22 protein-coding genes are annotated in these 26,642 nt (G+C 57.5%); 16 read left to right on the top strand and 6 right to left on the bottom strand.

Going from position 1 to position 26,642, the window contains the following annotated elements; genetic code table 11:
- Positions 1 to 22: 22 nt before the first annotated feature.
- Together PL263_RS07815 and PL263_RS07810 are read right to left on the bottom strand one after the other, a co-directional pair.
- Positions 23 to 367 carry a hypothetical protein gene (locus PL263_RS07815; RefSeq protein ID WP_278212459.1) on the bottom strand — a complete coding sequence of 115 codons (345 nt, stop codon included), beginning with the start codon at positions 365 to 367 and terminating at the stop codon, positions 23 to 25.
- Positions 368 to 1,351: 984 nt separating this feature from the next.
- Positions 1,352 to 1,897 carry a hypothetical protein gene (locus PL263_RS07810; RefSeq protein ID WP_278212458.1) on the bottom strand — a complete coding sequence of 182 codons (546 nt, stop codon included), beginning with the start codon at positions 1,895 to 1,897 and terminating at the stop codon, positions 1,352 to 1,354.
- Positions 1,898 to 2,837: 940 nt separating this feature from the next.
- Between PL263_RS07810 and PL263_RS07805 the strand changes: the two genes are divergently transcribed.
- The 10 genes from PL263_RS07805 to PL263_RS07760 all read left to right on the top strand — a co-directional run bounded on the left by PL263_RS07805 (position 2,838) and on the right by PL263_RS07760 (position 13,812).
- Positions 2,838 to 4,004 carry an ABC transporter permease gene (locus PL263_RS07805; RefSeq protein WP_278212457.1) on the top strand — a complete coding sequence of 389 codons (1,167 nt, stop codon included), beginning with the start codon at positions 2,838 to 2,840 and terminating at the stop codon, positions 4,002 to 4,004.
- Between the two features lie 2 nt (positions 4,005 to 4,006).
- Positions 4,007 to 4,798 (top strand): ATP-binding cassette domain-containing protein, encoded by a 792-nt coding sequence (locus tag PL263_RS07800; RefSeq protein WP_278212456.1) that lies wholly within the window; start codon positions 4,007 to 4,009, stop codon positions 4,796 to 4,798.
- The gene (locus tag PL263_RS07795) at positions 4,795 to 5,787 is read left to right on the top strand and encodes an MlaD family protein (RefSeq protein ID WP_278212455.1); all 993 of its coding nucleotides are present in this window, start codon (positions 4,795 to 4,797) and stop codon (positions 5,785 to 5,787) included. Before PL263_RS07800 ends, PL263_RS07795 begins: the two co-directional genes overlap by 4 nt.
- Before the next feature lie 15 nt (positions 5,788 to 5,802).
- Positions 5,803 to 6,402 (top strand): PqiC family protein, encoded by a 600-nt coding sequence (locus tag PL263_RS07790; RefSeq protein WP_278212454.1) that lies wholly within the window; start codon positions 5,803 to 5,805, stop codon positions 6,400 to 6,402.
- A 656-nt stretch (positions 6,403 to 7,058) separates the two neighbouring features.
- Positions 7,059 to 7,871 (top strand): formate/nitrite transporter family protein, encoded by an 813-nt coding sequence (locus PL263_RS07785; RefSeq protein WP_278212453.1) that lies wholly within the window; start codon positions 7,059 to 7,061, stop codon positions 7,869 to 7,871.
- Positions 7,872 to 7,935: 64 nt separating this feature from the next.
- On the top strand, positions 7,936 to 8,379 hold the full coding sequence (cynS, locus tag PL263_RS07780) for a cyanase (protein ID WP_278212452.1): 444 nt from the start codon (positions 7,936 to 7,938) through the stop codon (positions 8,377 to 8,379).
- A gap of 18 nt (positions 8,380 to 8,397) precedes the next feature.
- Complete coding sequence (locus tag PL263_RS07775) at positions 8,398 to 10,185, top strand: bifunctional protein-serine/threonine kinase/phosphatase (protein ID WP_278212451.1); 1,788 nt, start codon at positions 8,398 to 8,400, stop codon at positions 10,183 to 10,185.
- Between the two features lie 28 nt (positions 10,186 to 10,213).
- The gene (locus PL263_RS07770; RefSeq protein WP_278212450.1) at positions 10,214 to 11,689 is read left to right on the top strand and encodes a NarK family nitrate/nitrite MFS transporter; all 1,476 of its coding nucleotides are present in this window, start codon (positions 10,214 to 10,216) and stop codon (positions 11,687 to 11,689) included.
- A gap of 52 nt (positions 11,690 to 11,741) precedes the next feature.
- Positions 11,742 to 12,047 (top strand): hypothetical protein, encoded by a 306-nt coding sequence (locus tag PL263_RS07765; RefSeq protein WP_278212449.1) that lies wholly within the window; start codon positions 11,742 to 11,744, stop codon positions 12,045 to 12,047.
- A 34-nt stretch (positions 12,048 to 12,081) separates the two neighbouring features.
- Positions 12,082 to 13,812, top strand: a complete 1,731-nt coding sequence (locus PL263_RS07760; protein ID WP_278212448.1) for a bifunctional protein-serine/threonine kinase/phosphatase — start codon at positions 12,082 to 12,084, stop codon at positions 13,810 to 13,812.
- Positions 13,813 to 13,849: 37 nt separating this feature from the next.
- On the opposite strand, the gene PL263_RS07755 is transcribed toward PL263_RS07760, so the two are convergent.
- The 4 genes from PL263_RS07755 to PL263_RS07740 all read right to left on the bottom strand — a co-directional run bounded on the left by PL263_RS07755 (position 13,850) and on the right by PL263_RS07740 (position 21,032).
- Complete coding sequence (locus tag PL263_RS07755; protein WP_278212447.1) at positions 13,850 to 16,024, bottom strand: adenylate/guanylate cyclase domain-containing protein; 2,175 nt, start codon at positions 16,022 to 16,024, stop codon at positions 13,850 to 13,852.
- A 173-nt stretch (positions 16,025 to 16,197) separates the two neighbouring features.
- Positions 16,198 to 16,698, bottom strand: coding sequence for a hypothetical protein (locus PL263_RS07750; RefSeq protein ID WP_278212446.1), 501 nt, complete (start codon positions 16,696 to 16,698; stop codon positions 16,198 to 16,200).
- 40 nt (positions 16,699 to 16,738) lie between these two features.
- A complete protein-coding gene (locus tag PL263_RS07745) occupies positions 16,739 to 20,185 on the bottom strand; it encodes a FecR domain-containing protein (RefSeq protein WP_278212445.1) in 3,447 nt (1,148 codons plus the stop codon).
- Between the two features lie 181 nt (positions 20,186 to 20,366).
- Positions 20,367 to 21,032, bottom strand: coding sequence for a Crp/Fnr family transcriptional regulator (locus tag PL263_RS07740; protein WP_140912290.1), 666 nt, complete (start codon positions 21,030 to 21,032; stop codon positions 20,367 to 20,369).
- 565 nt (positions 21,033 to 21,597) lie between these two features.
- On the opposite strand from PL263_RS07740, the gene PL263_RS07735 reads away from it, so the two are divergent.
- The 6 genes from PL263_RS07735 (at position 21,598) to PL263_RS07710 (ending at position 26,429) form a co-directional block, all read left to right on the top strand.
- The gene (locus tag PL263_RS07735; protein WP_278212444.1) at positions 21,598 to 21,789 is read left to right on the top strand and encodes a hypothetical protein; all 192 of its coding nucleotides are present in this window, start codon (positions 21,598 to 21,600) and stop codon (positions 21,787 to 21,789) included.
- A gap of 31 nt (positions 21,790 to 21,820) precedes the next feature.
- Positions 21,821 to 22,102, top strand: coding sequence for a hypothetical protein (locus PL263_RS07730; protein WP_278212443.1), 282 nt, complete (start codon positions 21,821 to 21,823; stop codon positions 22,100 to 22,102).
- 7 nt (positions 22,103 to 22,109) lie between these two features.
- Positions 22,110 to 22,544, top strand: coding sequence for a nitrogen fixation protein (locus PL263_RS07725; protein WP_278212442.1), 435 nt, complete (start codon positions 22,110 to 22,112; stop codon positions 22,542 to 22,544).
- A gap of 45 nt (positions 22,545 to 22,589) precedes the next feature.
- On the top strand, positions 22,590 to 23,837 hold the full coding sequence (locus PL263_RS07720) for an HlyD family efflux transporter periplasmic adaptor subunit (protein WP_278212441.1): 1,248 nt from the start codon (positions 22,590 to 22,592) through the stop codon (positions 23,835 to 23,837).
- 2 nt (positions 23,838 to 23,839) lie between these two features.
- A complete protein-coding gene (locus tag PL263_RS07715) occupies positions 23,840 to 25,960 on the top strand; it encodes a peptidase domain-containing ABC transporter (RefSeq protein ID WP_278212440.1) in 2,121 nt (706 codons plus the stop codon).
- Between the two features lie 100 nt (positions 25,961 to 26,060).
- Positions 26,061 to 26,429: a hypothetical protein gene (locus tag PL263_RS07710; RefSeq protein WP_278212439.1), complete on the top strand. Its 369-nt coding sequence runs from the start codon at positions 26,061 to 26,063 to the stop codon at positions 26,427 to 26,429.
- Positions 26,430 to 26,642 lie beyond the last annotated feature (213 nt).

Below are 26,642 nucleotides of genomic sequence, written 5' to 3'. Positions count from 1 at the left end.
ACTGTCCGAGTAGAGGACGGGGTCAGACGCTATACATTGGTTTTCCTTCATTGAGGCGTAGCCATCCTTTAACGATGCGGTAGATAAACCAGACAAGATCGGCAATCAGCACAAACCAGCCAACGACAATAAAGAATGTAACGAAGCCAACGATGCCCCACAACAAGCTGAACCAGAAGGTACGTATTTGCCAACGAAAATGGCTTTCCAGATATGTGCCCGCAACATCATCTTTTTTGACGTAATTCATGACGATGGCGACGATGCTCGTAATGCCAAGCAACAGCGATGCGGCGTACAGAGCGTAGATAACAGTAGTGACTGTTTTATTGGATTTATCTTTTTCAGTCTCGACTAAAGTGGGCATGCTCCCTCCTCAAGGTATTGTTATGGCAGGTTAAAAGAAGGCGCTGCCATATCGCCTAACGTAAAGCTGAAAAATAAGACCGCGCTCCGGTCAAGCGCGACACACACCTAGCACTGATGATCGCATTGCCAACACTGACCGCTACCCATTGGATAGTGCATGGCGCCACACCTTGGGCATGGTTCCGCCTCGCCTTCGGGTGCATACGGCTCCCAACCGCATCTAAGATTTCTAATCGCCAATGCCTCTTCAAGAGACCCAACTTCTATAGTCCAGAGGCGCACCTGGCAATCAGGATCAATCTCCCCGTTGTTGAATCGCGGCGGGTCAAGGCCTTCTGCCAGACAGTTTGGCAGCGACGAGCCGTGTTTCGCCCAAGCTGAATAAATACGTTTCATGATGTCCAACCCAGCGCTAACCGGCGCGGAGCGACTTGATGGTGCAGCGTCCAGCGACCGAAAGGAGCGATGTTGGGCGCCGGGTTAGCGATCACGACGGCTTCACCATGCGCGGGCGAGTCTGTGCGGCCTTGGCCGGCTGTGCTTGCTCGCTTGAAAACGGTTCGAATCTCTATGCCAAACATTTTTTGCGGCCTCCGTCGCCGATCAACTACCCAACAAGAAGGCAGCGGCTTTAACGCTAGCAAAACACATAATCCTTCGCCAGGACTGTAGGGCGTTTTCGTGATAGCAAAACGCCGGGTGGTTTCGAGGTTCTGGCGGATTGTCGCTAGCGCTGCGAATCTGCCTTAGGGCCTTGCCAGCCGATTGGGGAATCGCCTCCCTCGAAAACGACAAACGATTTGGGGAGCGTAGGTTGGGGTGACGACAGGAACCCCAACACGACAGCCGTTCCGCCACCAACCGAACATGACAGCGAGACATTGCGACCAATAAAACCATCAATAACCAATAAAGGCCGAACCGGTTAAAAATGTTGGGGTTCGTACCTCACCCCAACCTACGCGAGCTGTTGAACGCCAAGTTAGGCGACAGATTTCTTTCGCTCTTCGTACTGCCGCTCAATTCGTTTATGCAGACGACGCAACTCTTCCTTGTAAGTGGCCTCGGCCTGCTCAAAGGCAAGGTCGCGAAAGCTTAGTTGAAGGACAAAGTGCTTCATCATTCCTTTGGAAATTTTTTCTCGATAGCGCTCAAACCTATCCAGTGCAAAGTAGTCATAGACGTGATCATTCCCGCGTAGTGTCTTGGGTGCAGAGATGTCAGACACCAATTCATGGATCTTGTGGCCGACTTGGTTGCGTAGGTTGATGATGGCTTGGAGCTCTTCGCTTTCCTTCGCGGTGATGACCTCCTTTTCTACAAGTATTTGAAAAGCTTTCTCCATAGGTCGGTTGATTCCATCAGGGAGCAGGGGCTCCTTAGCAGCATGCGTTGCAAACTTGTCGCTGGTGCGAATTGAGCCGATGACAAAGGCTCGAAGCGATTCAACTTGATGAAGTATCAAGACCATCTGAAGCGCTCTGTACTTCAAGATGTTCTTCTCCAAGGCAGGTAGTTTGACGCGCATGTTGGTGTTGCCTAACGCTGCAAATAACCGGGCGCAAAAAGCGCGTAGCGGTTTTTGCGGTCCGAGTTAATTTGCCTGGTTATATTTTACGGAAGTGGTTTTGGGCTGAGCGAGGTATACGCCGTACAAACCCAGTGGCAAAGACAATGAAACCAATACTACCCTACGAGCTTTCAACTTGATGTTAACGATGATTTTAGTCATGTTGCACCTCCAGGCAAGATTGAGTATGGTTAAAACTAAACTTGAATTTACCAGGGGGAGTTGAACCCCCTGAACGATCACTACTTTCTAAAACGATTGCTGTTTGGCTTTCACAGTAGATTTGGCTCACGTCCCGCTCACTCCAAAAACACCTCCGATACTGATATAAATATAACAAGGAATTAGATAGTTTCCGTATAACTACAAAAAAACGGCCTTATAAAATATAAGATATTGATACTCATATAATTTTAACCTCTGTATATCGTCGATGATGGCACGTTATGGCTGGAAACAACTCAATCGTCGTGATTGAATCACGTTAGGCGATAGACCGCAACAGGTTGAAAATCTCAGCTCGACTTCGGATTCTCCTTTACCCAAGTTTGTTTGTGCAGTCATCCTTCGCAGCATGCCTGGCTGAGATCGGCAGGCCGGTTAACGGACTCTGCGCGCAGATGCGTCGGACCCAGAAGAGCGTCTGGTTCGCGGTAACAACCGCCGCTTGCGGTTTGTAGGAGCGGGCCATGCCCGCGAGCAAACGCCTAGGGTCGTAGGCATGGCCTGCTGCTACAGGGCTTGAATCATCTTTAACTTAAGGACATCGGCTAGCCGGCTGCCGGTTCTTCCGCTGCATTGCTGAAGCGGATGCATGCCGACGAGTTGCTGCGCGGCCCTTGCCTTGTGCCGGGCTTGTGCGCATACTGGTCGCCCGTTCCATTCGGTAAGCCAAGGAATGATACAAAGCGATAATTCTCCCCTAATCGTTAACGCCGTTGCCGGCGCCTCAATCAGTACCGTTCGCCGCCAGCAGACGCTGGAAGTGGCGATTGGCGGCGACTGGGTGCTGGACGCGCCGGTGCCGCCGGTGGAGCCGGTGTTGACGCAAATTGAATCCGATACCGCACTGAAAAGCCTGATTTTCTCCACGACCGACTTGGGGCGCTGGGACAGCATGCTGGTCACCGAAGTGGTCAAACTGCTCGATTGCGCTAATCGCAGCGGCGTTGCGGTCGACAAAACCACATTGCCCCTACCGATCCAAAACCTGCTGGCACTGGCGGCCGCGGTGCCGGAGCGGATCGATGCCCATCGGCAGCAACAATCGGTATCCTGGCATGAGGCCGTGCACTCGGCCTGGGTCGGAGCCGTGCGGGAAAGCCGAGCCATGTTGCTGTTCGTCGGCGAAATGGCGTTGAGCACGCTGGCGACCGTGCGCGGCCAGGCCCACTTCCGCCGCGAGGACTTGTGGTTGTACGTGCAGGAATGCGGGCCGTCGGCTTTACCGATTGTCACCTTAATTAGCCTGTTGGTCGGGCTGATTCTAGCCTTCGTCGGCGCCGTGCAGCTTTCGTTGTTCGGCGCCCAAATCTACATCGCCAATCTGGTCAGCCTGGGCATGACCCGGGAAATGGGCGGCCTGATGACGGCGATCATCATGTCCGGCCGCACCGGCGCCGCCTATGCCGCTCAGCTTGGAACGATGCACGTCAACAGCGAAATCGACGCTTTGCGCACGATGAATCTGGACCCGATGGCGTTTCTGGTGCTGCCGCGGATGTTGGCGCTGATTCTGATCATGCCGCTGCTGTGCTTGTACGCCGATTTGATGGGCATCATCGGCGGCGGCCTGGTCACCGTCAATTTCTTCGATGTCTCGTTGACCGAGTATGTGGATCGCACCGCCAGCGCCGTAAAAATGAAAGATTTCACCATCGGCTTTGTCAAATGCGGGGTGTTCGGCATCCTGATCGCGTTGTCCGGCTGCATGCGCGGCATGCAGTGCGGCCGCAGCGCCTCGGCGGTCGGCGAGGCCGGGACTTCGGCTGTAGTCACCGCCATCGTTTTCATCGTCGTTGCCGATTCGGTGATGACGATCATTTGCAACCGGCTCGGGATTTAGCCATGGCCGAAGCTTGCATCACGGTCAAAGACCTGACCATGACCTACGGCGATTTCGTGATTCAGCGCGACCTGAATTTCACGATCAACCGCGGCGACGTATTCGTGGTAATGGGCGGCAACGGCTGCGGCAAGACCACGTTGTTGCGGCACATGATCGGCTTGAAGGCGCCGGCCCAGGGCGACGTCTATTACGGCGAGCAGGGCTTGTGGCAAGCCGATCCGAATACCCGCGAGCGGATTCTGTCCCGCACCGGTGTGCTGTTTCAAAGCGGGGCGCTGTTGAGTTCGATGACCTTGGCCGAGAATGTCGCCTTGCCGATTACCGAAGCCACCGCGCTACCGCCGAAGAAAGTCCGGGAAATCGTATCCTACAAACTGGCCTTGGTCGGCTTGGCCGGCTTCGAGGATTATTACCCGTCCGAGTTGAGCGGCGGCATGCAAAAGCGCGCCGGCCTGGCGCGGGCCATGGCGATGGACCCGGAAATTCTGTTTTTCGACGAGCCGTCGGCCGGGCTGGACCCGATCACGGCCAAGCTGCTGGACGATTTGATTTTGAGTTTGAGCAACGCGCTGTCGGCGACCATCGTCGTCGTCACCCACGATCTGGATAGCATTTTCGCCATCGGCAATAATTCGGTGTTTCTGGATGCCGAGACCCACACCATGATTGCCGGCGGCCCGCCGCGCCAGCTCTTGGAACAATCCGCCGACCCGAGTATCGTCCGCTTCCTGACCCGCGGCGAGCAGGACGGCCGCCACGGCGCCAAACACTTGATAGGGAGCGATAGGTGAGTAAACAAGCCAATCCTTTGGCAATCGGGATATTTCTGGTCGGCGCTCTGACGCTGCTGGTGGTCGCGTTGATGGTGTTCGGCGGCGGCCAGTTTTTCAAGGAAAAGAACCGCTTCGTGATTTATTTCGATTCGGCCCTGAACGGCCTCAACGTCGGTGCGCCGGTCAAGTTGCAGGGCGTGCAGATCGGCAACGTCAGCGAAATTTCGCTGGTGATGGACGAAGCCACCGGCCGGGTGTTCAAGCCGGTGGTGATCGAAATCGATCCGGCCTTGTTGCGCGACGTGTCCGGGCAGCAGAGTGGCGCCCATACCGAGAAACAGCACCGGCAAGCCGCACAGAAACTGATCGATCTGGGCCTGAAAGCGCGCCTGGAAACCCAGAGCCTGCTGACCGGCTTGCTCTATGTGGATCTGAATTTCCATGCCGACAAACCGATGAATCTGGTCAAGCTGGATTACAAAAATCTGCCGGAATTGCCCAGCGTGCCGACCACGGTCGACGAAATCCGCAATACCGCCGACCAAATCATCAACCGCGCCAAGCAGTTGCCGCTGGAAGACACCCTGAAAAACCTGTCGGAAACCCTGGTCGAGATACGGGCGCTGTTGCAGTCGGACGATACCCGTAAATCGATGGCGGCCCTGGCCAAATCGCTGCAGGAAACCCAGAAATTGATGGCAACCTTAAATAGCCAGACCGGACCGTTGCTGACCAACGCCAACGGCGCGTTGAGCGATACCCGCACCACCTTGCAGGAATTGAACAAGCAGTTGTTGCCGGTGCTGAAGGCCGTCGAAACCAGTTTGAATACGGCCACCCAGCTGATGCAATCCTCGCAGGGTACGCTGGCTGCGGTCGAGGCGATGGCAGCGCCGGACGCGCCGTTAAGTCAGGCGATGCAGGAAATGCGCAACGCCGCCCGCGCCTTGAAAGACCTGGGCGAATCGTTGGAGCGGCAGCCGAATGCAATCATTTACGGCAAATAGACGGAGGCAGAAGCGATGATCGGCAGGCGATGGATTTACCCGGCGCTGGCGGCCGCGGCGATTGCGGGACTGGCCGCTTGCGGCAGTGCGCCGTTACAGTTTTACATGCTGACGGCCGACAGCGGCGCGTCGAACGAATCCGGCCCGGCGCTGGCGCCGGGAACGGTGATCGGCCTGGGGCCGATCCGCTTGCCGGCCTATCTGGACCGGCCGCAATTGGTCACGGCCTTGAGCGATCACCAGTACCGGCTGGACGAACACAACCGCTGGGCCGAACGGCTGGACGAAAATATCGCCCGGACCTTGAGCCAGACTTTGGCCATCCGGCTCGGCGTCGAGCAAGTGGTGCGCTACCCATGGTCGGCGCGGCAGCGGCTGGATTATCAACTTGGCTTCGACATTCTGGAATTGCACCAGACCGCCGCCGGACGCAGCGTACTGTCCGCACAGTGGCAATTGAAGCAGGGCGAGCGGAATCTGGCCGGCAAGCGCTTCGAATGCAGCGAAACGGCCGCAGGCGGCGCCGAAGCCATTGTCGCCGCACAGAGCATCTGTTTGAGCCGCTTTGCCGGCGAATTGGCCGCTGCCGTGCGCGCCGTGGCGGCGGCGCGTTAGCCGTTATAGACATCGTTGTTTGTAACCGTCGTTCCGGCAGGAATTCATGTCAGGCTGTCCTGCCTGACAGGGTAATGTAAATCTGTTCCAGACCGATTTGTGCCGGAGCCGACCGCGAAGCGTATACAGGCTGCAAGGGCTCGAAGTTGCCGTCGATGGCACTGGATGCCGGCGTCCTGCGGGCATGACGGCACTTGTGTGGAATGATGAGCTTTAGCCGCCGCGACATCGCTGCCGGCAGCCTTGTAAATCGGGCCGGCTGGCCAAATCCTGGTCGACCCCGCTTTGTGTCGGTTTTGGTGCGCTCTTGGTCCAAGTTGGTGCGAGCTTGCTGGGTCAATGCTGGGTCGGCTCGGGAGGCCGTCAGGCAATTGGCGGTATTGCGAGGATTGGCATTAATTCTGCTTTACATCTGGCCGGTGCACAGCAGCACCGTTTCCCCTTCAACAATGGCGTTGAACAGCGGCTCGCGATTTGCGGGCGGCAACCGCTTTCGCCATTGTTCCCACCTTGAAGTCTCAGGTCCTGCAATCGGCGCATAACGGCGTCAGTTGTCGGGGACGGAGGCTTGCGCGATCAGGCTCCATAACATCCATCCGGGCATTTGCCTTGTTACGTCCGGGTTTTGCGTACCTAATCCAATTCAAAGGTGAATTATGTCTTATCTGATTCCAGCGGAATTTGTCACGAAAATGGTCGATGCCGGCGAATCCAAAGTCTTCATGTCGACCCGGGATACTTTGATCCGGGCTTACATGGCCGGTGCAATTTTGGCCTTGGCTGCCGTGTTTGCGGTATCGATTACCGTGCAGACCGGTTCGCCGATCTTCGGTGCGATTTTGTTCCCGGTGGGATTCTGCATGCTGTATCTGCTGGGCTTCGATCTGTTGACCGGCGTGTTCGTGCTGGCGCCGTTGGCCTGGCTGGACAAACGCCCCGGCGTCACCACCGGCGGCATATTGCGCAACTGGGGTTTGGTCTTTGTCGGCAACTTTTTGGGTGCGCTGACCGTCGCGGTGATGATGTCGATTGTTTTCACCTACGGCTTTTCGGTGCCGCCGGATGCGGTCGGCCAAAAGCTGGCCGGCATCGGCGAAGCCAGAACCTTGGGCTATGCCAAATACGGCATGGCCGGCTGGTTTACCATTTTCATCCGCGGCATGCTTTGCAACTGGATGGTGTCGACCGGCGTGGTCGGGGCGATGATTTCCACCTCGGTCAGCGGCAAAGTCATTGCGATGTGGATGCCGATCATGCTGTTCTTCGGCATGACTTTCGAACATTCAGTGGTCAACATGTTTCTGTTTCCGTCCGGGTTGATCATGGGCGGCAATTTCTCGATTATGGACTATTTCGTCTGGAACGAAATTCCGACTGTGCTGGGTAACCTGGTCGGCGGTCTGGCATTCACCGGCCTGACCTTGTATTCCACCCACGTCAGAACCGCGCCGAAACGCGCTGCTAACTAAGCCGTATCCGGCCCGCTTGCGGCGGGCCATTCATTTCGTATTTATTGGACAAGGAGAACGCAATATGAACCGCAACGAAGTCACCGAACTGGTTATCGCCCAAAAACTGCGCAAACAACTGAGCTGGCCGCAACTGGCCGAAGCCATCGGCATGAGCAAAGAATGGACCACCGCGGCGCTGTTGGGACAAATGACTCTGAACGCCGAACAAGCCGCGACGATAGGGGCATTATTGGAATTACCGGCGGAAGCGGTCGAGCAGCTGCAAGTGGTGCCTTACAAAGGCTCGTTGCCGAGTGCGGTACCGACCGATCCGCTGATTTACCGCTTCTACGAGTTGGTCAACGTTTACGGCACCACGTTCAAGGCGCTGATCCACGAGGAATTCGGCGACGGCATTATGAGCGCGATCGACTTCAGCATGGATTTGCAACGCGAGCCGGACCCGAAAGGCGACCGGGTCAGGATTGTCATGAGCGGTAAGTTTTTGCCGTACAAGAGCTATTGATTCGCAGCCGGAGCCTAGATGTCCGGACGACTGGCCGTCAGCGTCGGCCAATATTCCGACCGCGGCCGCAAGCCGCTGAATCAGGATTGCCACGGCGTTTACGTTGCGAAAGAGCCGCAATTGAGCGCAAAAGGCATCGCATTCGCCGTGGCTGACGGTATCAGCAGCAGCGACGTCAGCCATATTGCCAGTCAGGCCGCGGTAACCGGGTTTTTGTTGGACTATTACTGCACTTCCGAGGCTTGGTCGGTTAAAAAATCGGCGCAAAAAGTCTTGTTTGCGACCAATTCCTGGCTGTACGCGCAAACCCGCCACAGCCGCTATTGCTATGACAAGGATCGCGGTTACGTCTGCACTTTCAGCGCTGTGGTCATCAAATCGGCCACGGCCCATATTTTTCATGTCGGCGACGCCCGGATCTATCGCTGCCGCGGCGGCGAATGGGAGCAATTGACCAACGACCACCGCTTGTGGGTGTCGCCGGAAACCAGCTATTTGAGCCGGGCGCTCGGAATCGACAGCCATCTGGAACTCGATTACCGGGCGGAAACGGTGGAAAACGGCGATCTATTCCTGTTGGCTACCGACGGCGTCTACGAATTCACCGGTGTCAAGTTGTTCGATCAGCATATCGCCGCTGCCGGCAGCGATCTCGATGTCGCCGCCAAAGCGCTGGCCGAGGCTGCGCTTGCCGCCGGCAGCGGCGACAACCTGACCGTGCAAATCGTCCGCGTCGAGCAATTGCCGCAGCCGGCAGCCGACGAAGTATTGCCGGCCTTGGCCGAGTTGCCGCTGCCGCCGCAGTTGCGCGAGCGGATGGACTTCGACGGCTACACCGTGGTCCGGGAGTTGCACGTCAGCAGCCGCAGCCACGTCCATCTGGCGTTCGATAACGATAGCTGCGCCCAGGTGGTGCTGAAGACGCCGTCGATCGACTTGCGCCAAGATCCTGCCTATCTGGAACGGTTTCTGATGGAAGATTGGATTGCGCGCCGGATTGACAGCCCTTACGTGCTAAAACCGTGTCCGCCGACCCGGAAACGCAATTTTCTTTACGTCGCGACCGAATTCGTCGACGGCCGCACCCTGGCGCAGTGGATGCTGGACCACCCGCAACCGGCGCTGGAAGCGGTGCGGGCCATCGTCGAACAGATCGGCAAGGGCTTGCGCGCGTTTCACCGTCTGGAAATGCTGCACCAGGACCTGCGGCCGCAGAACGTCATGATTGACCATGTCGGCGGTGTGAAAATCATCGATTTCGGTTCGGTGCGGGTGGCCGGCGTCGCCGAACTCTTGCCGGAGCTGGCCGGGCTTAACATTCTCGGTACGGCCCAATATACGGCGCCGGAATATTTTCTGGGCGAGCAGGGCACGCCGCGTTCGGACTTGTTTTCCCTGGCCGCGATTACCTACCAGATGTTGAGCGGCCGCTTGCCCTACGGTGCCGAAGTCGCCAAATGCCGTAGCCGGCAGGCGCAATCCAAATTGCGTTACGATGACCTGCATTACGCCCAACCGCAGATTCCGGTGTGGGTCGACGATGCGCTGCGCAAGGCTTTGCATCCCGACCCCGCCCAGCGTTACGCCGACATCGCCGAATTCGTTCACGATTTGCGCCAACCCAATCAGGCGTTCTTACGCCGGGCGCGGCCGCCCTTGATCGAACGCAACCCGCTGGCATTCTGGAAAGGATTGGCGTTGCTGTTGGCGCTGCTGGTTTTCGGCTTAAGCTTGGCGCTGCACAAAGCCACCCACCCACAGGCAGCATTGACCGGCCCGGTATCGCCGGCAACGGCCGCACGATAGTTTCATTCACTCTGTTCTTTGGTTTTATATGTCATCAAGCAACCTCGATTTGTTCAGTTTTGCCGGCAAAATGAAAATTTTGCACATGAGCTGGCTGGCGTTTTTTATCAGTTTCGTGGTCTGGTTCAACCACGCGCCGCTGATGCTGGCGATTTCCGAAACTTTGCAGCTCAGCCCGGCCGAGGCTAAAACCATTTTGATCCTGAACGTGGCGCTGACGATCCCGGCGCGGATTGCGATCGGCATTTTGGTGGACAAATTCGGGCCGAAGCGGACTTATTCGACCTTGCTTGCCGTCGGCAGCGTGCCCTGTTTCATGTTCGCCGCCGCCGACAATTTCGAGCAATTGGCGCTGGCCCGGTTTCTGATGGGCTTCGTCGGCGCCGGTTTTGTGATCGGCATCAGGATGGTGGGGGAATGGTTCCCGGCCAAGCAGCTCGGCATCGCCGAAGGCATCTACGGCGGCTGGGGCAATTTCGGTTCGGCGGCGGCGGCGATCGTATTGCCGTCTCTGGCGCTGGCCTTCGGCGGCGATGACGGCTGGCGTTACGCGATTGCGGCGACCGGCGTGCTGGCCTTGTTGTATTCGGTCGTGTATTTTTTCAGCGTCAGCGATACGCCCAAAGGCTCGACCTATTTCAAACCGAAGAAGGCCGGGGCGATGGAAGTCACCAGCTACGCCGACTTGGCGCTGTACATCCTGATGAGCGTACCGCTGTATGCAGCTCTGACCCTGCTGGCCTGGAAGCTGTCGCCGACCGGCATGAAGTTGCTGTCGGAGCCGGCAACCATCGCCGCCTATGTCGTGATTTGGACGCTGTTTGCCTTCAACGTCTACAAAATCGTGCATATCAACGCCGAGTACTTGGCGCAGCCTATAGAACCGATACACCGCTATCAATTCAAGCAGGTCGCGATTTTGGATTTAGCCTACTTGGTAACCTTCGGCTCCGAATTGGCGGTGGTTTCGATGCTGCCGATGTTCTTCCACGACACCTTTAAACATACCGGGATTACCACGGTGCAGGCCGGCCTGCTGGCCTCCAGCTTCGCCTTCATGAATCTGGTGGCGCGGCCCGGCGGCGGCTGGCTCAGCGATAAATACGGCCGCAAATTGTCCTTGAGTATCTGCGTGATCGGCTGTGCGGTCGGCTACGCCGCAATGTCGCAAATCGACTCGAGTTGGCCGATCGCATTGGCCTTCGCCGCCACCTTTTTATGCTCGTTTTTCGTTCAGGCCGGTTGCGGCGCGGTTTACGCCATGGTGCCGCTGATCAAACGGCGTATGACCGGCCAGATCGCCGGCATGGTCGGCGCTTACGGCAACGTTGGCGGCGTGACTTTTTTGACCGTGCTGTCATTCGTGACGCCGGAAATCTTCTTCCTGACCATCGCCGCCACGGCGGTATTGGTGGCGGTAAGCGTTCAATTCATCGAGGAGCCGGCCGGGCATATGGCGGAAGTCATGGAAGACGGTAGCGTGGCGATGATCGAACTGAACTGAGCGGCCGGAGGCTCCCGGCCATTTTGTGACTTGTGATTTAGGAGTATTCGACGTGATTGAAACCGTATTGGCGACCGTGACACTGGGGATGGTATTTTGTTGGCGCACCGCTTGCCGCCAGTCGGCCGCAATGCTGGAAGCGGGGCCGGAGCGGGCAGCGGTTTGTGCGGTGCACAGCCGCCGTCTGCCGGAAGATGCTGTGTTGAGGCGCCATTTTCTGGCGCAAATCAATAGCGAAATCCAGGCCGGCCTGGCGCCGTGCCCGTCAGATTCGGTATTGCGCCGCCACCATCAGGCGCTGGTCAGCGCCAAACTGCAACAGGCTCTGGCCGAACTCGGCCGCAGTCCGGCTTGCTGACGGGCTTGTCTCCGCACCAGGTTAAACCCGCAGAATGGTCAAAACTTTAACGGTACGCATCGGTGCCGCCAGCGACAAAGGGGTTAAAGCCGACAACGAGGATTTCTGGGGCGCCTTGGTGCCGGCCGAACCGCAGTTGACCTTAAAAGGCGTTGCCGTCGCGATTGCCGACGGCATGAGCGGTAGCGAGGCCGGCAAGGAAGCCAGCCATTGCTGCATCACCGCGTTTCTGGAGGATTATTACAGCACGCCGGATTCCTGGTCGGTGACCAAGGCCGGCCAAAAAATCCTGTCGGCCACCAATTCCTGGCTGCACAGCCAGGGCCGGATGCGTTATGCCTCGGTCAAAGGCATGGTCAGCACCTTGAGCGTATTGGTGCTGAAATCCAATACCGCGCATCTTTTCCACGTCGGCGATTCGCGCATCTATCTGTTTCGCCAGGGCCAGCTCGAGCAACTCACTCGCGACCACCGGCTGTGGGTTAGCGACGACAAGAGCTATCTGAACCGGGCGATGGGCATCGAGCCGCATCTGGAGATCGATTACAAATCGCTGACGCTGGAGAAGGGCGACCGTTTCCTGCTCAGCACCGACGGCTTGCACGATTTTGTCGGAGAGGCGGTGATCCGCGCAGAACTGGCGGAAGCGGTCGATTTGGCACAAATGTCGCGCAATCTGGTGGCTGCGGCTTTGGCCAACGGCAGCGACGATAACGTCACCTGCCAGATCGTCGAAGTCGACAGCCTGCCGTTGTTGCGGGAAGACGAAGTACTGCGCCATAACGGCCATTTGCCTTTCCCGCCGCCGCTGGAGCCGGGCATGCTGCTGGACGGCTACCGGATCGAAGCCGAATTGCACGCCAGCAAGCGCACCCAAATCTACCGGGCTTACGACACTTTGCACAACCGGCGGGTGATTCTGAAAACGCCGTCGGTGCTGTACGACGACGATACCCATTACATCGAGCATTTTCTGCACGAGGAATGGGCCGGAAAGCGGATTCAGCACGCCAATGTGCTGCAGGTGTTGGAAACCGACCGCAGCAAGTCCTGTCTGTATTATGTGACCGAATATATCGACGGCTGCACCTTACGCGACTGGATGGCGGACAATCCGAAACCGGAGGTGCGCCAGGTCAGGGCTTTAGTCGAGCAAATCGCCAAAGGCTTGCGCGCGTTTCACCGCATGGAAATGCTGCACCAGGATTTGAAGCCGGAAAACATCATGATTGCCGCCGACGGCAGCGTCAAAATCATCGATTTCGGTTCGGTTAAAATCGCCGGGATTGCCGAAATCACGCCGCTGGATCATGCCGGCGACGAAAATATCCTCGGCACGTTAAATTACACGGCGCCGGAATACCACCTTGGTCAGCGCGGCACGGTCAAATCCGATCTGTTTTCGCTGGGTGTGATTTGCTACGAAATGCTCAACGGTGAGTTGCCGTACGGTAGTTTGCCGGAAAAACCCAACCGGACCAATCTGGAGCGCTTGCAGTACGTTCCGAGCATACGGCGCAATCCGCTGGTGCCGGTCTGGATCGACGGTGCGTTACGTAAGGCTACCAGTCTCTCGCCGCGATCGCGTTACGACGAGCTTTCGGAGTTTCTGCACGATCTGGCGACGCCGAATCCCCAATTCTTGAAGGCCGAAGACAAAATCCCGTTGGTCGAGCGCAATCCGTTATTGTTCTGGAAAAGCGCGGCGCTGTGCTTTTTTGTCTGTAGCTTTGTGCTGGCTTTGCTGCTGCTGAGCGGGAAATAGACCGTTTGGCCGGCCGGCGTGTCGGCGGCGGGCTGGTTTATTTGCTGTCCAAGTCGATGACCCCGTCCCAAACCTCGGGCGGCTGTTGCCGGTAGGCCAGCGCCTTTTTCAGATAAAAACGGCTGGGGCCGTCGTTAGCGTCCAGCTCCAAAACGGCTTGTAACACCCGCACCGCTTCCGGCCAATGGCCGGCCCGAAACGCGGCCAGGCCATCGGCGAAGATGCTGTGCACGATGTTCGGAATCGACTCGCCATGGCCGACGATTTCAGTTAATTCCACCGGTTCGGCGCGGCCCACCAGTCGAAACGCGCCCACCGGGCGGCTGAGAACGCCGTCGATCCCGGCGGTGATGGTCGACGTTGCCAGGATACGGGTACCCAGCGGGGTGTTGACGCCCTGGATCCGGGACGCAGTATTGACCGTGTCGCCGATGGCCCGGTAATGGCTGGTCTGCCCGGTTTCCAGCCGGCCCAGAGTCAGCGGGCCTTCATGCAGACCGATGCGGGTGGTCAATGCCGCCAGCGGCGAGGTTTTGTTGAAGGCTGCGACCGCCTCTGCCATTTCCAGCGCCGCCAGACAGGCCAACAGCCGCTGTTTGGCCGGCGCCAATTCGAACCAGACCGCCATCATGGCATCGCCGGTGACGTCGGCAATCGCGCCATCATGGGAAATGACCGGGTGGCCGAGTACCTGATAGTAGGCATTTAACAATTGCCACATTTCATGCGGCGAATGCTGGGCGGCAATGCCGGTGTAACCGGCGATATCGGTCGCCAGACACAAGCCGCTGACATCCCGTTCCGGGCGGGTCGGCGGCAAATGCCGATCCGGGTTCCAGTCGCCGGGCGCAGCCGGGACGAAGGTGGCCCATTGCGGAAACACCTGGCGGACGAACGCCAGCAGCCGTTTGCGCTCGCACAGCAAATCGATTCGGGACCAGACCAAGGCAAGCAACCACGACACCGGCAGTTGCACCAATACCGGTCCCGCCAGCGGTAGCCACCAATGCCGCGCGGCAAAGGCATAAACGGCAAAGCCGGCATAAGCTGCGGCCAACAGCAGGCTGGCAAACAAGCCGCGGCGTTTGCTGCGGCTGTTCAGCAAGCCGGCGATAGCCAGGCCGAAGACGGCGGATACCGACCAAAACGGTAACGGCATTTCGACGAAGGCACCCTGGCTCAAGTTGGCGAATTGGGTCGCCATGATCTCGACGCCGGCCATTTTGCCGGTGTGCGAATCGGAAAACGGCGTCGGAAAAAAATCGGTTTTGCCGGGCGAGAATTGGCGGTTGGCACGGCCGACGAACACCACTTTGTCGCGCAGGTCGCTGACTTGGCCGGAATAGACATCGACGTAAGACTCCATCCGGAGCGTCTTGGGCGGGCCGTAATAGTTCAGGTAGCGGCTGTCGCCCTCGCAAAGCACCTTATCGAAATCCGCCCCCAGGCCGCTACGCGCGGCATAACCGGCATCGGCCAGACAATCCCGGCGGCGGTCGGTCAGCCAAGCGGAGAGGGTTTGACCGGTTCCGGTCCAGTCGGCGAAAGGTTGTCGCGTGTAAGCCCAGGCCAGTACGGGCAGGCTCGGCGAATCGGCCAGGGCGTCGAAAAAGGTCCAGACTTCCCGGACTTTGGCCTCCTCGGCATCGTTGACCAGGAAAAACGGTGCGCTATCCAGCGCCGCTTGCGCGATCGCCGGCGTCGCGCTGATTTTACGCATTGCCACCAATTGTTCCGGCAATTCCCCGGCCGCCTCGCCTTCCAGGGCAATGACCGTTTGCCGGTTGGCCTCCGCGCATTCTTCGCGGCCGAAAAAGTCGGCAGTACCGTGGCGGAATTTCTGGATACATTCGCCGATCAGCACGTTGCCGGCTTCGCGCATTGCGGCTGCCAAGTCCGGATCCACCGCCGGGTTGGGGGTGATGAACTGCAAATCGAAAATCACCAGTCTGGCGCCTTGCTGCTGCAATTGCCGAATCAAGCGGGCATGGTAGGGCCGCCAACGCGTCAGATCCTGGCCGACACCCAACTGCGTTTCGGAAGCCTCGTCCATCGCCACGACGACGACTTGCCCCGGTGACGGCAACGGCCCCCGCCAGCGGAAGAGGGTGTCTTGGCTGGAGAGTTCGAGATCGGTTGACGAGTCTACTGCACAGGTCAGTATCAGTGAGATTGCGGCGAGAACAACCGTACGCAGAAAATGACGGTTCATTGCTTATTGGATGCTCGTAGTCTTTAACAGGCAAATCGATATGCCGAGAGACTTTGAGCTGAGAGGACTTAGGTGTTTCTCCGATTCGGATAAGCCAGCAAATTGCCGCTGCAACATGAAAACTTTCAAATTCCAGAAAACAGCGGCCGATCGTCTAGTTGCTTCGATCAATACTAACGGGTAGGGCGCGTGTGTTTGCTGCAGTTTTCGTATTGATCTCCACCGGAATAGACCACATTGCAATGCGAGCCATGGTAAAGCGTCGTGACCGTGACAACAAAACGCGCAGGTTTTTGTTCTCCGTCTTTTTTGATTTTGCCTTCGATTGTTTTTTGGCTGAGTGCGATCGCAGCTTTCAACGCTGGGTTATTGTCAAGCAATAACTCGACTTTGCAATCCGTCTTGCCGTCTGCGGTATTGCTGTTGGTACTTGGCGCCACACTAGCTCGACCGTCCGGTTTGTCCGCACCCGAATGGTTACATGGCATAATTTCCTCTTCGGTTTCCGGGTCAACCGCCACGACTTTTTCCGTTTTGAAATCAATGCCGCTAGCGAGTGCAACCTCCTTATCCAATAGTTTCTGAAATGTCGGGTGATGCGAAGAGCACCCAAACATAAATAGACTGCTCGAGATTAATAACGCCAAGTTTTTGCCGGTTGTTTTGATGGTCATCAATTTTCTCCTGGTTAATAAAAAAGTCCGGAATACTAGTTTAATAAAACAAGTTAAGTTTTACGAACAATTGCCGTTCTGGAATAAACGGACTGAGTTGCGGGCCAACCGCATCGAAGTTACTTTGGTAGTTGAATTTATTATCGAATAAATTTCGCATTTCGAAATTAATCGTTCCCAGTCTTTGTGGAAAGCGATAACCGATTGCGGCGTCAAAGGTCCAGAATGCCTCGCTGCGATGTTCCAGTAACGTAGTAACAGAATCACTTACTTCGACGACGTGCTGGCTGACCAAGGTTCCGGTCACTCGGGTAAACAGACCGCTTGCATGAAACAAGTTTAAAGAAATCGGTGCTTGGTGGGTACCGACGCTCTGTGGAAGATTGCCGCTTCCATTGCCCGGAGTAAAACTTCGGTCAGTGGTTGTGTAGCGATACTCGGTTCGAAACGCAGCCCAGTCAGTAGGAGTCCAATAAAGGTAAGCCAAGTGCGATGATTCGTTGCGATCCTGACTGGCGTTTACTTCTGCGCCATTTGAGGGTTGATTGCTGTTTCGCCAACTCAACTCGCCACCGAAAAACACGTTTTTCAATGGGTGGTAATCCATCCCAAATCCATAGCGCCAAGCGCTTGCGCTGTTGTTTTCATCGTAAAACTGAGTAAAGCCGGCAATTTGCGTGGGTTCTATGGTTTGGTTGGCTGCCAGCCGGCGGTTTAGCGTTCTAAATGCAGCGGCGCGGACTGTCAGGTTCTCGATAGGATTCCAGGTTATGCCAAACTTCGGGTTTAACTGCTGACGTTCAATTAGGTCTGGAGCTCGGCGAAAGGGCCCGGAATCGCCAAACGAGTTGCTTAGCACAGAGTCAAACTGATTAAGTTGGTTGGTGATGGAATCGAAACTTAATCCCAATGTAGTGACGATGCTGCGGCCAAAGTGCTGTTTGGTATAAATGTAGCCGTTGAAATGATCGGTATCGAATTTTTGTCGGGTTGAATAATTCTCTATAAAGGCCGGCGGTACAAAAAAATTGACTTCTTCGTTGGCGTGTAAATGGTTTTCCAAGTTTAAATAACCCAAGCCGGCAATCATTTCGAAATTCTCGGGGTGAAAAATGTACTGCCATTCGGTTTGATACCCGACGCTTCGAGTGTTTCGCGAAGTTGAGTCAATATTCCAGTTGAGGTCATTCGGCGAAGAAACGTCGGTTACTTGATTGCCTGTTACCTCACGCTTTGATGTATAAAATCCGGAGGCGATCAGGTCTTGTTCCGGATCGATGCGGTAATGCGCGCCAATGCGAGCCGTATCCTGGTTGTTGAGTTGCCTAAGGGTTGTGTCGTGGTTTCCATTTAATCGTGTGGCGACATCTCCCGCCCGGATCTTCTCCGACTTCAACTCCACCTGCATACTGAAATCCGAAGAAAAAGCATACTGGGCAAACGCATCGTAGATGTTTTGCTGGTAGTCGTCGTTTTGGCGAAAGCCGTCGGTTTGGTAATGGAATTGGCCCAGGCTCATCGACAGATTGTTGTAAACGCCGGAAACGATGGCGCTGTCGGTCTTGGTGTCGCGGCTACCGTAGGCGCCGTTCAGGACGATGTGCGCACCGTTGGCGGTGTACAGCGGATCGTATTCGTTGACCGATAGGCTGCCGGGGCCGGTGTTGTTCAGGATGCCGATGTTTTCGTTAGTCAGTTGCGGTTGCACCGGGGTGATGTTGATCGGCTGCAGCAATTGGGCTTGCAACAACTCGCTGGCTCTGGCTACTCGCTGGCCGGGCAGGCCCTGGTAAGCGTCCGCCAGGAAGCGGTGTGCGGTCGGATCGGCCGAATGGTAGTCCAACGCATTCCAGGCTTGCTTCAAAGCTACTCTGCCAAACCCCAGGTCGTTATAAATCCTGGCCAAGTTGGCGGAGCGGGCGGCTGCGTCTTCGTCCAGCAATAACTTGGAGCGGTAAACCCCGCGTTTGTCGTTGAGTTCGACCGCTTGCTGCATATCCGCCAAGGCCTCGATCGGCCGATTCGTGGTTTGTTTGCGGATGGCGTCGTAAAAATAGGGGGTCGGATCGTTCGGATCGCGTTCCTTGGCCAGTTCAAGCTGGTCGGCTGCCAGGCTGTCGCGGCGTTCTTCGTAATAGGCTTTGCCCAGGTAGCTGCGGATCAGTGCGTTTTCCGGGTCGAGTACCGCTGCGATTTCCAGTTCCTGGCGGCCTTGTTCCAGGTCGCCGTCGCGGATTTTCGCCAGTCCCAAACCCAGCCGCGCCAGTGGCGAGCTGGAATCCAAGCGGATTGCGGTTTCGAAGCTGCGGCGGGCTTGATCGATTTCGGTATCGAACAGGTGCGAGAAACCGGCCACGGTCTGGGTACGTTCCAGATTAGGATCGAGCTGGAAGGCCTTGGCGGCAGAGTCGCGGCTCTCACCGCGCCGGCCCAGCGCCAGTTGCAATTCGGCCAACCGGGCCCAGACCAGGGCATCGTGCGGCGCCAGTTCCGCGGCGCGCGCGGCGGATGCCTGGGCCGGTTCCAGCTCGAAGCGGCCTTGTTGCACGTAAGACAGGGCCGAATGCGCCGCGGCCGAACCGCCATCGGCGGCCACCGCCTGGGAGGCCAGACGGTCGGCTTCGGCTTTGCGGTTTTGGCTTAGCGCCAGAATGGCTTGCAAGGACAGGGCGTCGGCGTCGCGCGGGTTGGCTGCCAATAAAGTGTTGATGTCCTGTAGCGCGGCATCGGTCTGGCCGACGCTGAGACGCATCGCGCCGCGGGCTTTCAAGAACTCTGGCGTTTGCTGGGCCGGGGCCAAAGCCGATAAGGCCGTTAATGCCAGGTCGGTTCGACCGCGGCGAAAGTCGGCAATCGCCGCGCTTAAACCCGGCTCGACCGGCTGAGTGTGACTGGGATAGTCCAGCAACGGCGGATAGTAGAGCGCCCAATTCACGGCGTCGCGCGGTTTGATGTCCAGCTGCGCTCGCGGCGCTTGTCCGAGCTGGGTTTGCCCCGCTTCGCCGGGGTGCAGGCGAATTTCGCCTTGAGCGTTGAAAAAGCGTACGCCGCCCTCGTAGACCCACAGCGAAGCCGTCGCCGAGTCTGCTTGTAATGCGAATTCGGTACCTTCCGGTCCGGCGTTTGCCACCGGCGTGGTGATTTGCAGTTGTTTTGGGGTGCGGCTGATGAAATGGATGAAGCCTTTTGCCATGTCCAACAGCGTGGGGCTTTGCTGACCGATACGATTTAGCGTTAAGACCGAGCCGCCGCTCAAACGTAAGGTAATGCCGCTCGGCAATAGCAAGCTGGCGCGGCTATCGGTTTCGACCCGGACCCGGCTGCCTTCGCAAAGCGCTTGGTTTAATTGCGCCGCTTGCCAGCGGCCGTGGCCGTCGGGATCGAAATAAAGGCTGCCCTGCAGCGAGACTAAGGTGGCCGATGCCGATTGGCTGCATGCCGCGAAGGCGGCTGTTTCCGCAGAACATAACTGCGAAAATAAAAACATGAGCCAAATCACAAGACAACGCATTATTTCTCCAAGGTGGCGTTTTCTTTGCAATATAGTCGAAGTGGTCACATTATCAAGGTAATAATTAACTCGCCGCCGGTGCGGTTACGCTGCTTGGAAGCGGATTAAGTTCTGGCTTGCGGCCAGATTAATGGGGGCTGAACGGCGAGTTTGCCGGCTACCAGGATGCCGGCGGGGTGTGCAGGATGCGCAGCGTTTTATCGTCGACGCTGACGTAGCCGCCCTTGGTCAATTCCTTCATCACTTTATTGATCATCTCCCGTGACGAGCCAACCATGGTCGCCAGTTCCTGCTGGGTGGGCCGGTTGTGGATCACGTAAATGTCTCCGTCCTTTTCGGCCATGTCCTGCAATATCTTGATGGTGCGTTCGTAGACGTTGGACAGCGCCATCTGTTTGACTTTCTCGGTCAACGCCCGCACTTTTTCCGCCAACACGCCAAGCAGCTCGATCGCGGCGTCCGGGTACTGTTTTAGCCAGTGGATGAAGTCAGCCTTGCAAATGACCCCGCAAACCGTCTTATCCATGGCTTCGACGCCGGCCGAACGCGGCTCGTTGCTGAGTAAGGCCAGTTCGCCGAAGTAGGAACCGGCTTCCTGAATCAGCAAAGTCACTTCCTTGTCCTTTTCGTTACTGCTGAACACCCGGACTTTGCCGGACAACACGATATACATCGAGCAGGTATCGTCGCCTTCGGAGATGATCAGGGCTTTCTTGGGGAATTTGACGACTTTGGCCCGCGAGGCCAGCGCGCTGAGCGCTTCTTCCGGCATGCCGGCCAAAAACGGGATTTGGTTGAGACAAGCGAGAACTTCGGATTGCATAACGGCGTTTTTACATTTTCTGATGTTTGGTTGACGGGCGGTAGCAGGCCTTAACAGTGAATTCCGGCAAACGGCCATGGGTTTAGTTTGGGCAGCGGTGCCGGGTGAAAAACCGAGTCGGCCGGGGCTTACCGCGCAAATGCGCCGGCACCGTAGCGCTTTGTCCTGTGAAGTATTTCACATATCTCCGGTGAATCAAGTCGCGGCGCTGTTTTTTTTGTTCCGCTAAGCTAACGCCGCCGCAGCAGCAAGCTGTCGAAAATGGCGCTGGAGGTGCTGACGCTGAACTGGGCCGCTTACCGGGTTTGGGCCAACACCAGGCAAGCTGTAGCCGAATCAATCCGCTTACCTAGCGCCGAGAATACCCAGGTTAACAACTCCACACCTCGGCCGTGCAATTTGTCACTGCCTGGCAGCGGCCGCCTTGGCTACTGTATCGGCACCCGTCCACGGCCTGGCCTGCGACGGGGAATGGCGGAGTTACGGTCGCTCGTCGGCTGTTTCCGCTCCGCGTTTCGTCCGCGACCGATTCGGTCCGGTGTGTTCTGTCTTAAGGAGCAAGAAAATGTCAAAACAACCCGCATTTACCCAAGACTTGCAAGTCTTGACCTCACAGGAGCAAGCCCAGGTGGCCGGCGGCCTGATCGGCCCGGAAGGCGACTTGAGCCAGTTTCCGCGCAAATTCTGGCCGGTGATCAATCCGGGCGCCAGCGTGATCAACGTTAAAACCTTGGCCCAGAACGTTCTGGTGCGCTAAGGATTTTCCAACCACAGTCTGGAGAACAATCATGTCAAATAAAACTACCCGGATTTCCGCCGACGACATAGCCGCTTTCGCCGAACAAGGCAAGCAACGCGCATTGCAGGCCCGCGCCGCGGCCGGCAGCGAATTGAGCGCCGCCGAGCTGGAGCAAGTCAGCGGCGGCGCCTCGGTCAGCCTGGTGCTGAGCAAAGGCATCATCGCCGGCGGCCCATGGTTCGACCAATTCAAAGCCGTCAACGGCCTGGCCACCAACCCCGCCGCTGGCGGCTTGGCTGCCGGTATCCAAGGAGCAACCCGGCTGGGTTGAGCGCGCCATGGCCTCGGATAACGCAGTGTTATGCCCCAGCGCGCAGCCGGAATGGGACGGAGCCCAAGTCATCGGGGTTGTGGCCGGTACCCCGGAACAGCCGGAAATGGCTTATCTGAATACGCCGCAACCGGTCACCGAGCAAGTGCTGGCCATGGCCGGCCCGTTGACGCCGGCCGAAGTGTTTCGCTTCTCCGCGCCTTGCGCCTGCAGCGGATGCGGCCATTTTGCCGCCGAGGAATCGAAATGTCGCTTGGCCGAAAAAGTCGTGCGCTTTACGCCGTCGGTTACCGAGCAATTGCCGGTGTGCGCGATTCGCGCCGATTGCCGCTGGTGGAACCAGGAGGGGAAGGCGGCTTGTTTCAGATGTCCGCAAGTGGTGACCAATAACCTCAAACCCAGCGACGAGATGCGACTGGCCGCCGATTACGGCGTTATCTGAGTGCTTTGGTCTTTAACGCAGCACAGGTGAGAGGAGAACGGCAGCATGAAACCGGCATTATTTCGACAACAAGCCTTGGATTACAAAAGAGACAAGCCTTTGGGAGAGGTGATACGGGTGGAAGCTTTGCCGTTTTCCTTACTTACCGCATTGGCGGTTAGCAGCGCGGTGCTGCTGATCGCCTTCGCCTTCTGGGGCGAATACACCCGCAAATCCCATGTCAGCGGTTATTTGGCGCCGAGCATGGGTTTGATCAAAGTTTACCCGCCGCAAGCCGGCACCCTGATCGAGAAGCACGTCAAGGAAGGCCAAACCGTAAAAGCCGGCGATACCTTGTTCGTGTTGTCCACCGACAGCAGTTCCCGCGACACGCCGCAGGCCCAGGCCGCCGCGATCGAACAGCTCAAGCAGCGCCGGGAAAGCCTGGAAACCGAGTTGAGCAAGCAGGAACAAATCGACCAAATTCAATATCGCGCCTTGCTGGACCGCTGGCAAGGCATGCAACGCGAACTGCAGCAAGTCAACAGCGAGATCGCTACCCAGCAGCAACGTTTGGCCGGGGCGGCAGCCACGCTGCAGCGCTACCAGCAGTTGCTCCAAACTAAATTCGTCTCGGCGGTACAGGCCCAGCAAAAACAGGACGAATGGCTGGACCACCAAGCCAAATTGCAGGCCTTGCAACGCATCCAAATGACGTTGCAGCGCGACATCCGCGCCACCCAGTTGGAAGTGGACGGCAGCCAGATGAAGTTCAGAAACCAGCGGGCGGCAATCGAACGCAACATCTCGACCCTGACCCAGAACATCACCGAATCCGAATCCCGGCGCAACATCGTCATCACCGCACCGCACGACGGCACCGCGACCGCGATTCTGGCCGAACAGGGCCAAAATGCCGGCACCGCCAATCCGTTATTGTCGATCTTGCCGGCCGGCGCCCAATTGCAGGCGCAACTGCTGGTGCCGTCCAGCGCGGTCGGTTTCGTCGAGACCGGCCAAACCGTGGCGATCCGTTACCAGGCCTTTCCGTACCAGCGTTTCGGCAGCCACCGGGGGCGTATCGTCGAAATCGCCAAAACGCTGATCACGCCGAAGGACGCGGATTTGCCGGTGACCTTGCAGGAAGCGGTTTACCGGGTCACGGTCGTGCTGGATAAACAGTCGGTGCAGGCCTATCGCCAGGAGATCCCGTTGCAGTCCGGCATGTTGCTGGATGCCGACATCTGGCTGGATCACCGCCGCTTGATCGACTGGATTTTCGAACCGCTCTATAGCATTGCCGGACGGGTGTAACCATGAGCATACAAGCCATGCTGGATTTTTCCGGCCGCAAGAAAACGCCGTCGATTCTGCAAACCGAAGCCGCCGAATGCGGGCTGGCCTGTCTGGCGATGGTGGCTTCATACCACGGCCACCGGCTCGACGTCGCCAGTTTGCGTCGCAAGTTTTCGGTGTCCTTGAAAGGCTCGACCTTGAACCATTTGATCCGCATTGCCGACCAGTTGCATCTGGCCTCGCGCCCGGTCAAAGTCGATTTGCCGGAGCTGAGCAAGCTGAGCCTGCCGGCGATCCTGCATTGGGATTTCAACCACTTCGTGGTGTTGACCCAGGTCAAGCGCGGAGTGGCGACAATACACGATCCGGCCAAAGGCGTGCTGAATCTGCCGTTTAGCGACATCTCCAAACATTTCACCGGCATCGCTTTGGAACTGATGCCGACCCAAAGCTTTACGCCGAAAACCGAACGTCAACAAATCAAGCTCTCCCGCCTGATTGGCCAGTTGGATGGGGCCGCCGGCGCGATCTGGCAAATCGTTTTATTGGCTGCGGCCATTGAAGTGTTTGCCATCGTCGCGCCTTTTTTTATGCAATTGGTGGTCGATAACGCGGTCGTGGCCCGCGACGACAACCTGCTGACGGTGCTGGGCTTGGGCTTTTTGTTACTGTTTCTGATCCAGACCGCGATTACCGCATTGCGCTCCTGGGTGGTTCTGGTCTTGAGCACCTCGGCCAATCTGCAATTGCTGAGCAATCTGTTCGGTCACTTATTGCAATTGCCGATGAGTTTTTTCGAAAAACGCCATCTCGGCGACATCGTCTCCCGCTTCGAATCGTTGAACGTGATCCAACGCACGCTGACCACCGGCTTCCTGGAAGCCATCGTCGACGGCGCGATGGCGCTGGCCACGCTGGCGATGATGCTGGTCTATAGCTGGAAACTGGCCGCCATCGTCTGCCTGGCCGCCGCGCTATACGGTTTGTTGAGGCTGAGCCTGTTTACGCCGTTGCGGCTGGCGACCGAGGAACAAATCCTGCGCGGCGCCAAACAGCAGACCAATCTGCTGGAAACCGTGCGCGGCATGCAGAGCGTGAAGTTGTTCAACCGCGAGTTGCAACGCAAGGTCGGTTACCAGAATCTGATGGTGGACCACTTCAACGCCGGCATCCGCGTGCAAAAGCTGGGCATCGTCTACAAGGCGCTGAACAGCCTGTTGTTCGGCCTGGAAAACATCGCCGTGGTCTGGCTTGGCGCGCTGTTCATTCTGGACGGCGGTTTTTCGGTGGGGATGCTGTTTGCCTTCATGTCGTTCAAGGACCAATTCACCCATCGGGTCGGCAGCTTCATCGAGAAAAGTATCGAATTCAAAATGCTGGGCCTGCACACCGAAAGGGTGGCCGACATTGCCCTGGCCGACACCGAGCGCGCCGGCTTGGGCTGCGGCCAGCGCGACTTGCCGGCCTCGCTGCAAATCCGCGATCTGGCATTCAGTTATGCGCCGTCGGAACCGGCGGTGATCAGCAATCTGAGTCTGGACATCCAGGCCGGCGAATCGGTGGCCATCGTCGGTCCGTCCGGATACGGCAAGACCACGCTGGCCAAGTTGATTCTCGGCCTGTTGCAGCCGAGCTCCGGCGAAATATTGGTCGGCGGCGTGCGCTTGCCGCAAATCGACAACCGTGACTACCGGGACATGGTCGCGGCGGTGATGCAGGAAGACCAACTCTTCGCCGGTTCGATCGCCGACAACATCTGTTTCTTCGATCCGGAACCGGACCAGGCCTGGATCGAAACCTGCGCCCAACTGGCGGCGGTACACCAGGATATCGTGGCGATGCCGATGGCATACAACACGTTGATCGGCGATATGGGCACCGTATTGTCCGGCGGCCAGAAACAACGGGTGTTGCTGGCGCGGGCCTTATACAAACGGCCGAAGATTCTGGTTTTGGACGAGGCCACCAGCCATCTGGACGTGGCGCGGGAGCGCTTGGTGAACGGCGCGATTCAGCAATTGAAGCTGACCCGCATCATCATCGCTCACCGCCCGGAGACCATCGCCTCGGTGGACCGGGTGATCGATTTGCAGGCCCTGGCCCAGCGCGGCCGCTGCGAGGCGGTATCGCAGGCAGCGTAGCAGGTTCCGGAGCGGAAGCCTTGCCCGAAGGGGGCGAGTTCCTGATCAGAACCGGTCCGGGTGTCGCTTCCGCCCCGGACCGCAACCGAGGACACACGAAATGAAGACGTGGATAACTTATCTATTGCTTGCATGCGGCGTATGCGCCAGTACCGCCGCGGTTTCGGCGCCGGCCGACATCGCCAAACTATTCGGCCGGCTGCCGACCATTACCCGGTACGAACGCAGTTGCGTGCTTAGCGCGTCGACGCCTGCGGAATTAAAGGCTTGTATCAACAATTTGCCCAATACCGAATATTACAGCCGGGAACGGACCCGCAGCCTGGGGCGGCTGGATGCCTTGAACACCATCGTCGCCGATTTGAATGCGGTGCCGGATCTAAACCCGATCGAAAAATTCTGTTTGTTCACCTCTACCCCGGCCTGCATGGAAGCCTGCATTCAAGGCTGGGTCTGTTCCGCCGATTAGCGGCGCGAGTTTGAGTAAGGGAACGGTTTTCGGCTGCGCCATCGAGCGGACGCAGCCAAAAGCCGATGCCGGGCCGGCCATAAGGATTTGGCCGGCCCGGCCAGGGACGATGCTACCCAGCCGAACTCCGAACTTCGGCCAACTTCACCTCCGCTTCACGATCCCGACATCATGGTTTCACGGCTTGGGCGCATGCTAGGCAGCGTATTCAAA

The organism is Methylomonas sp. EFPC3 (assembly GCF_029643245.1).
Taxonomy (GTDB): Bacteria; Pseudomonadota; Gammaproteobacteria; order Methylococcales; family Methylomonadaceae; genus Methylomonas; species Methylomonas koyamae_B.
Note: the sequence above shows the minus strand (reverse complement) of the source record. Positions and strands in the feature narration are given on the sequence as shown.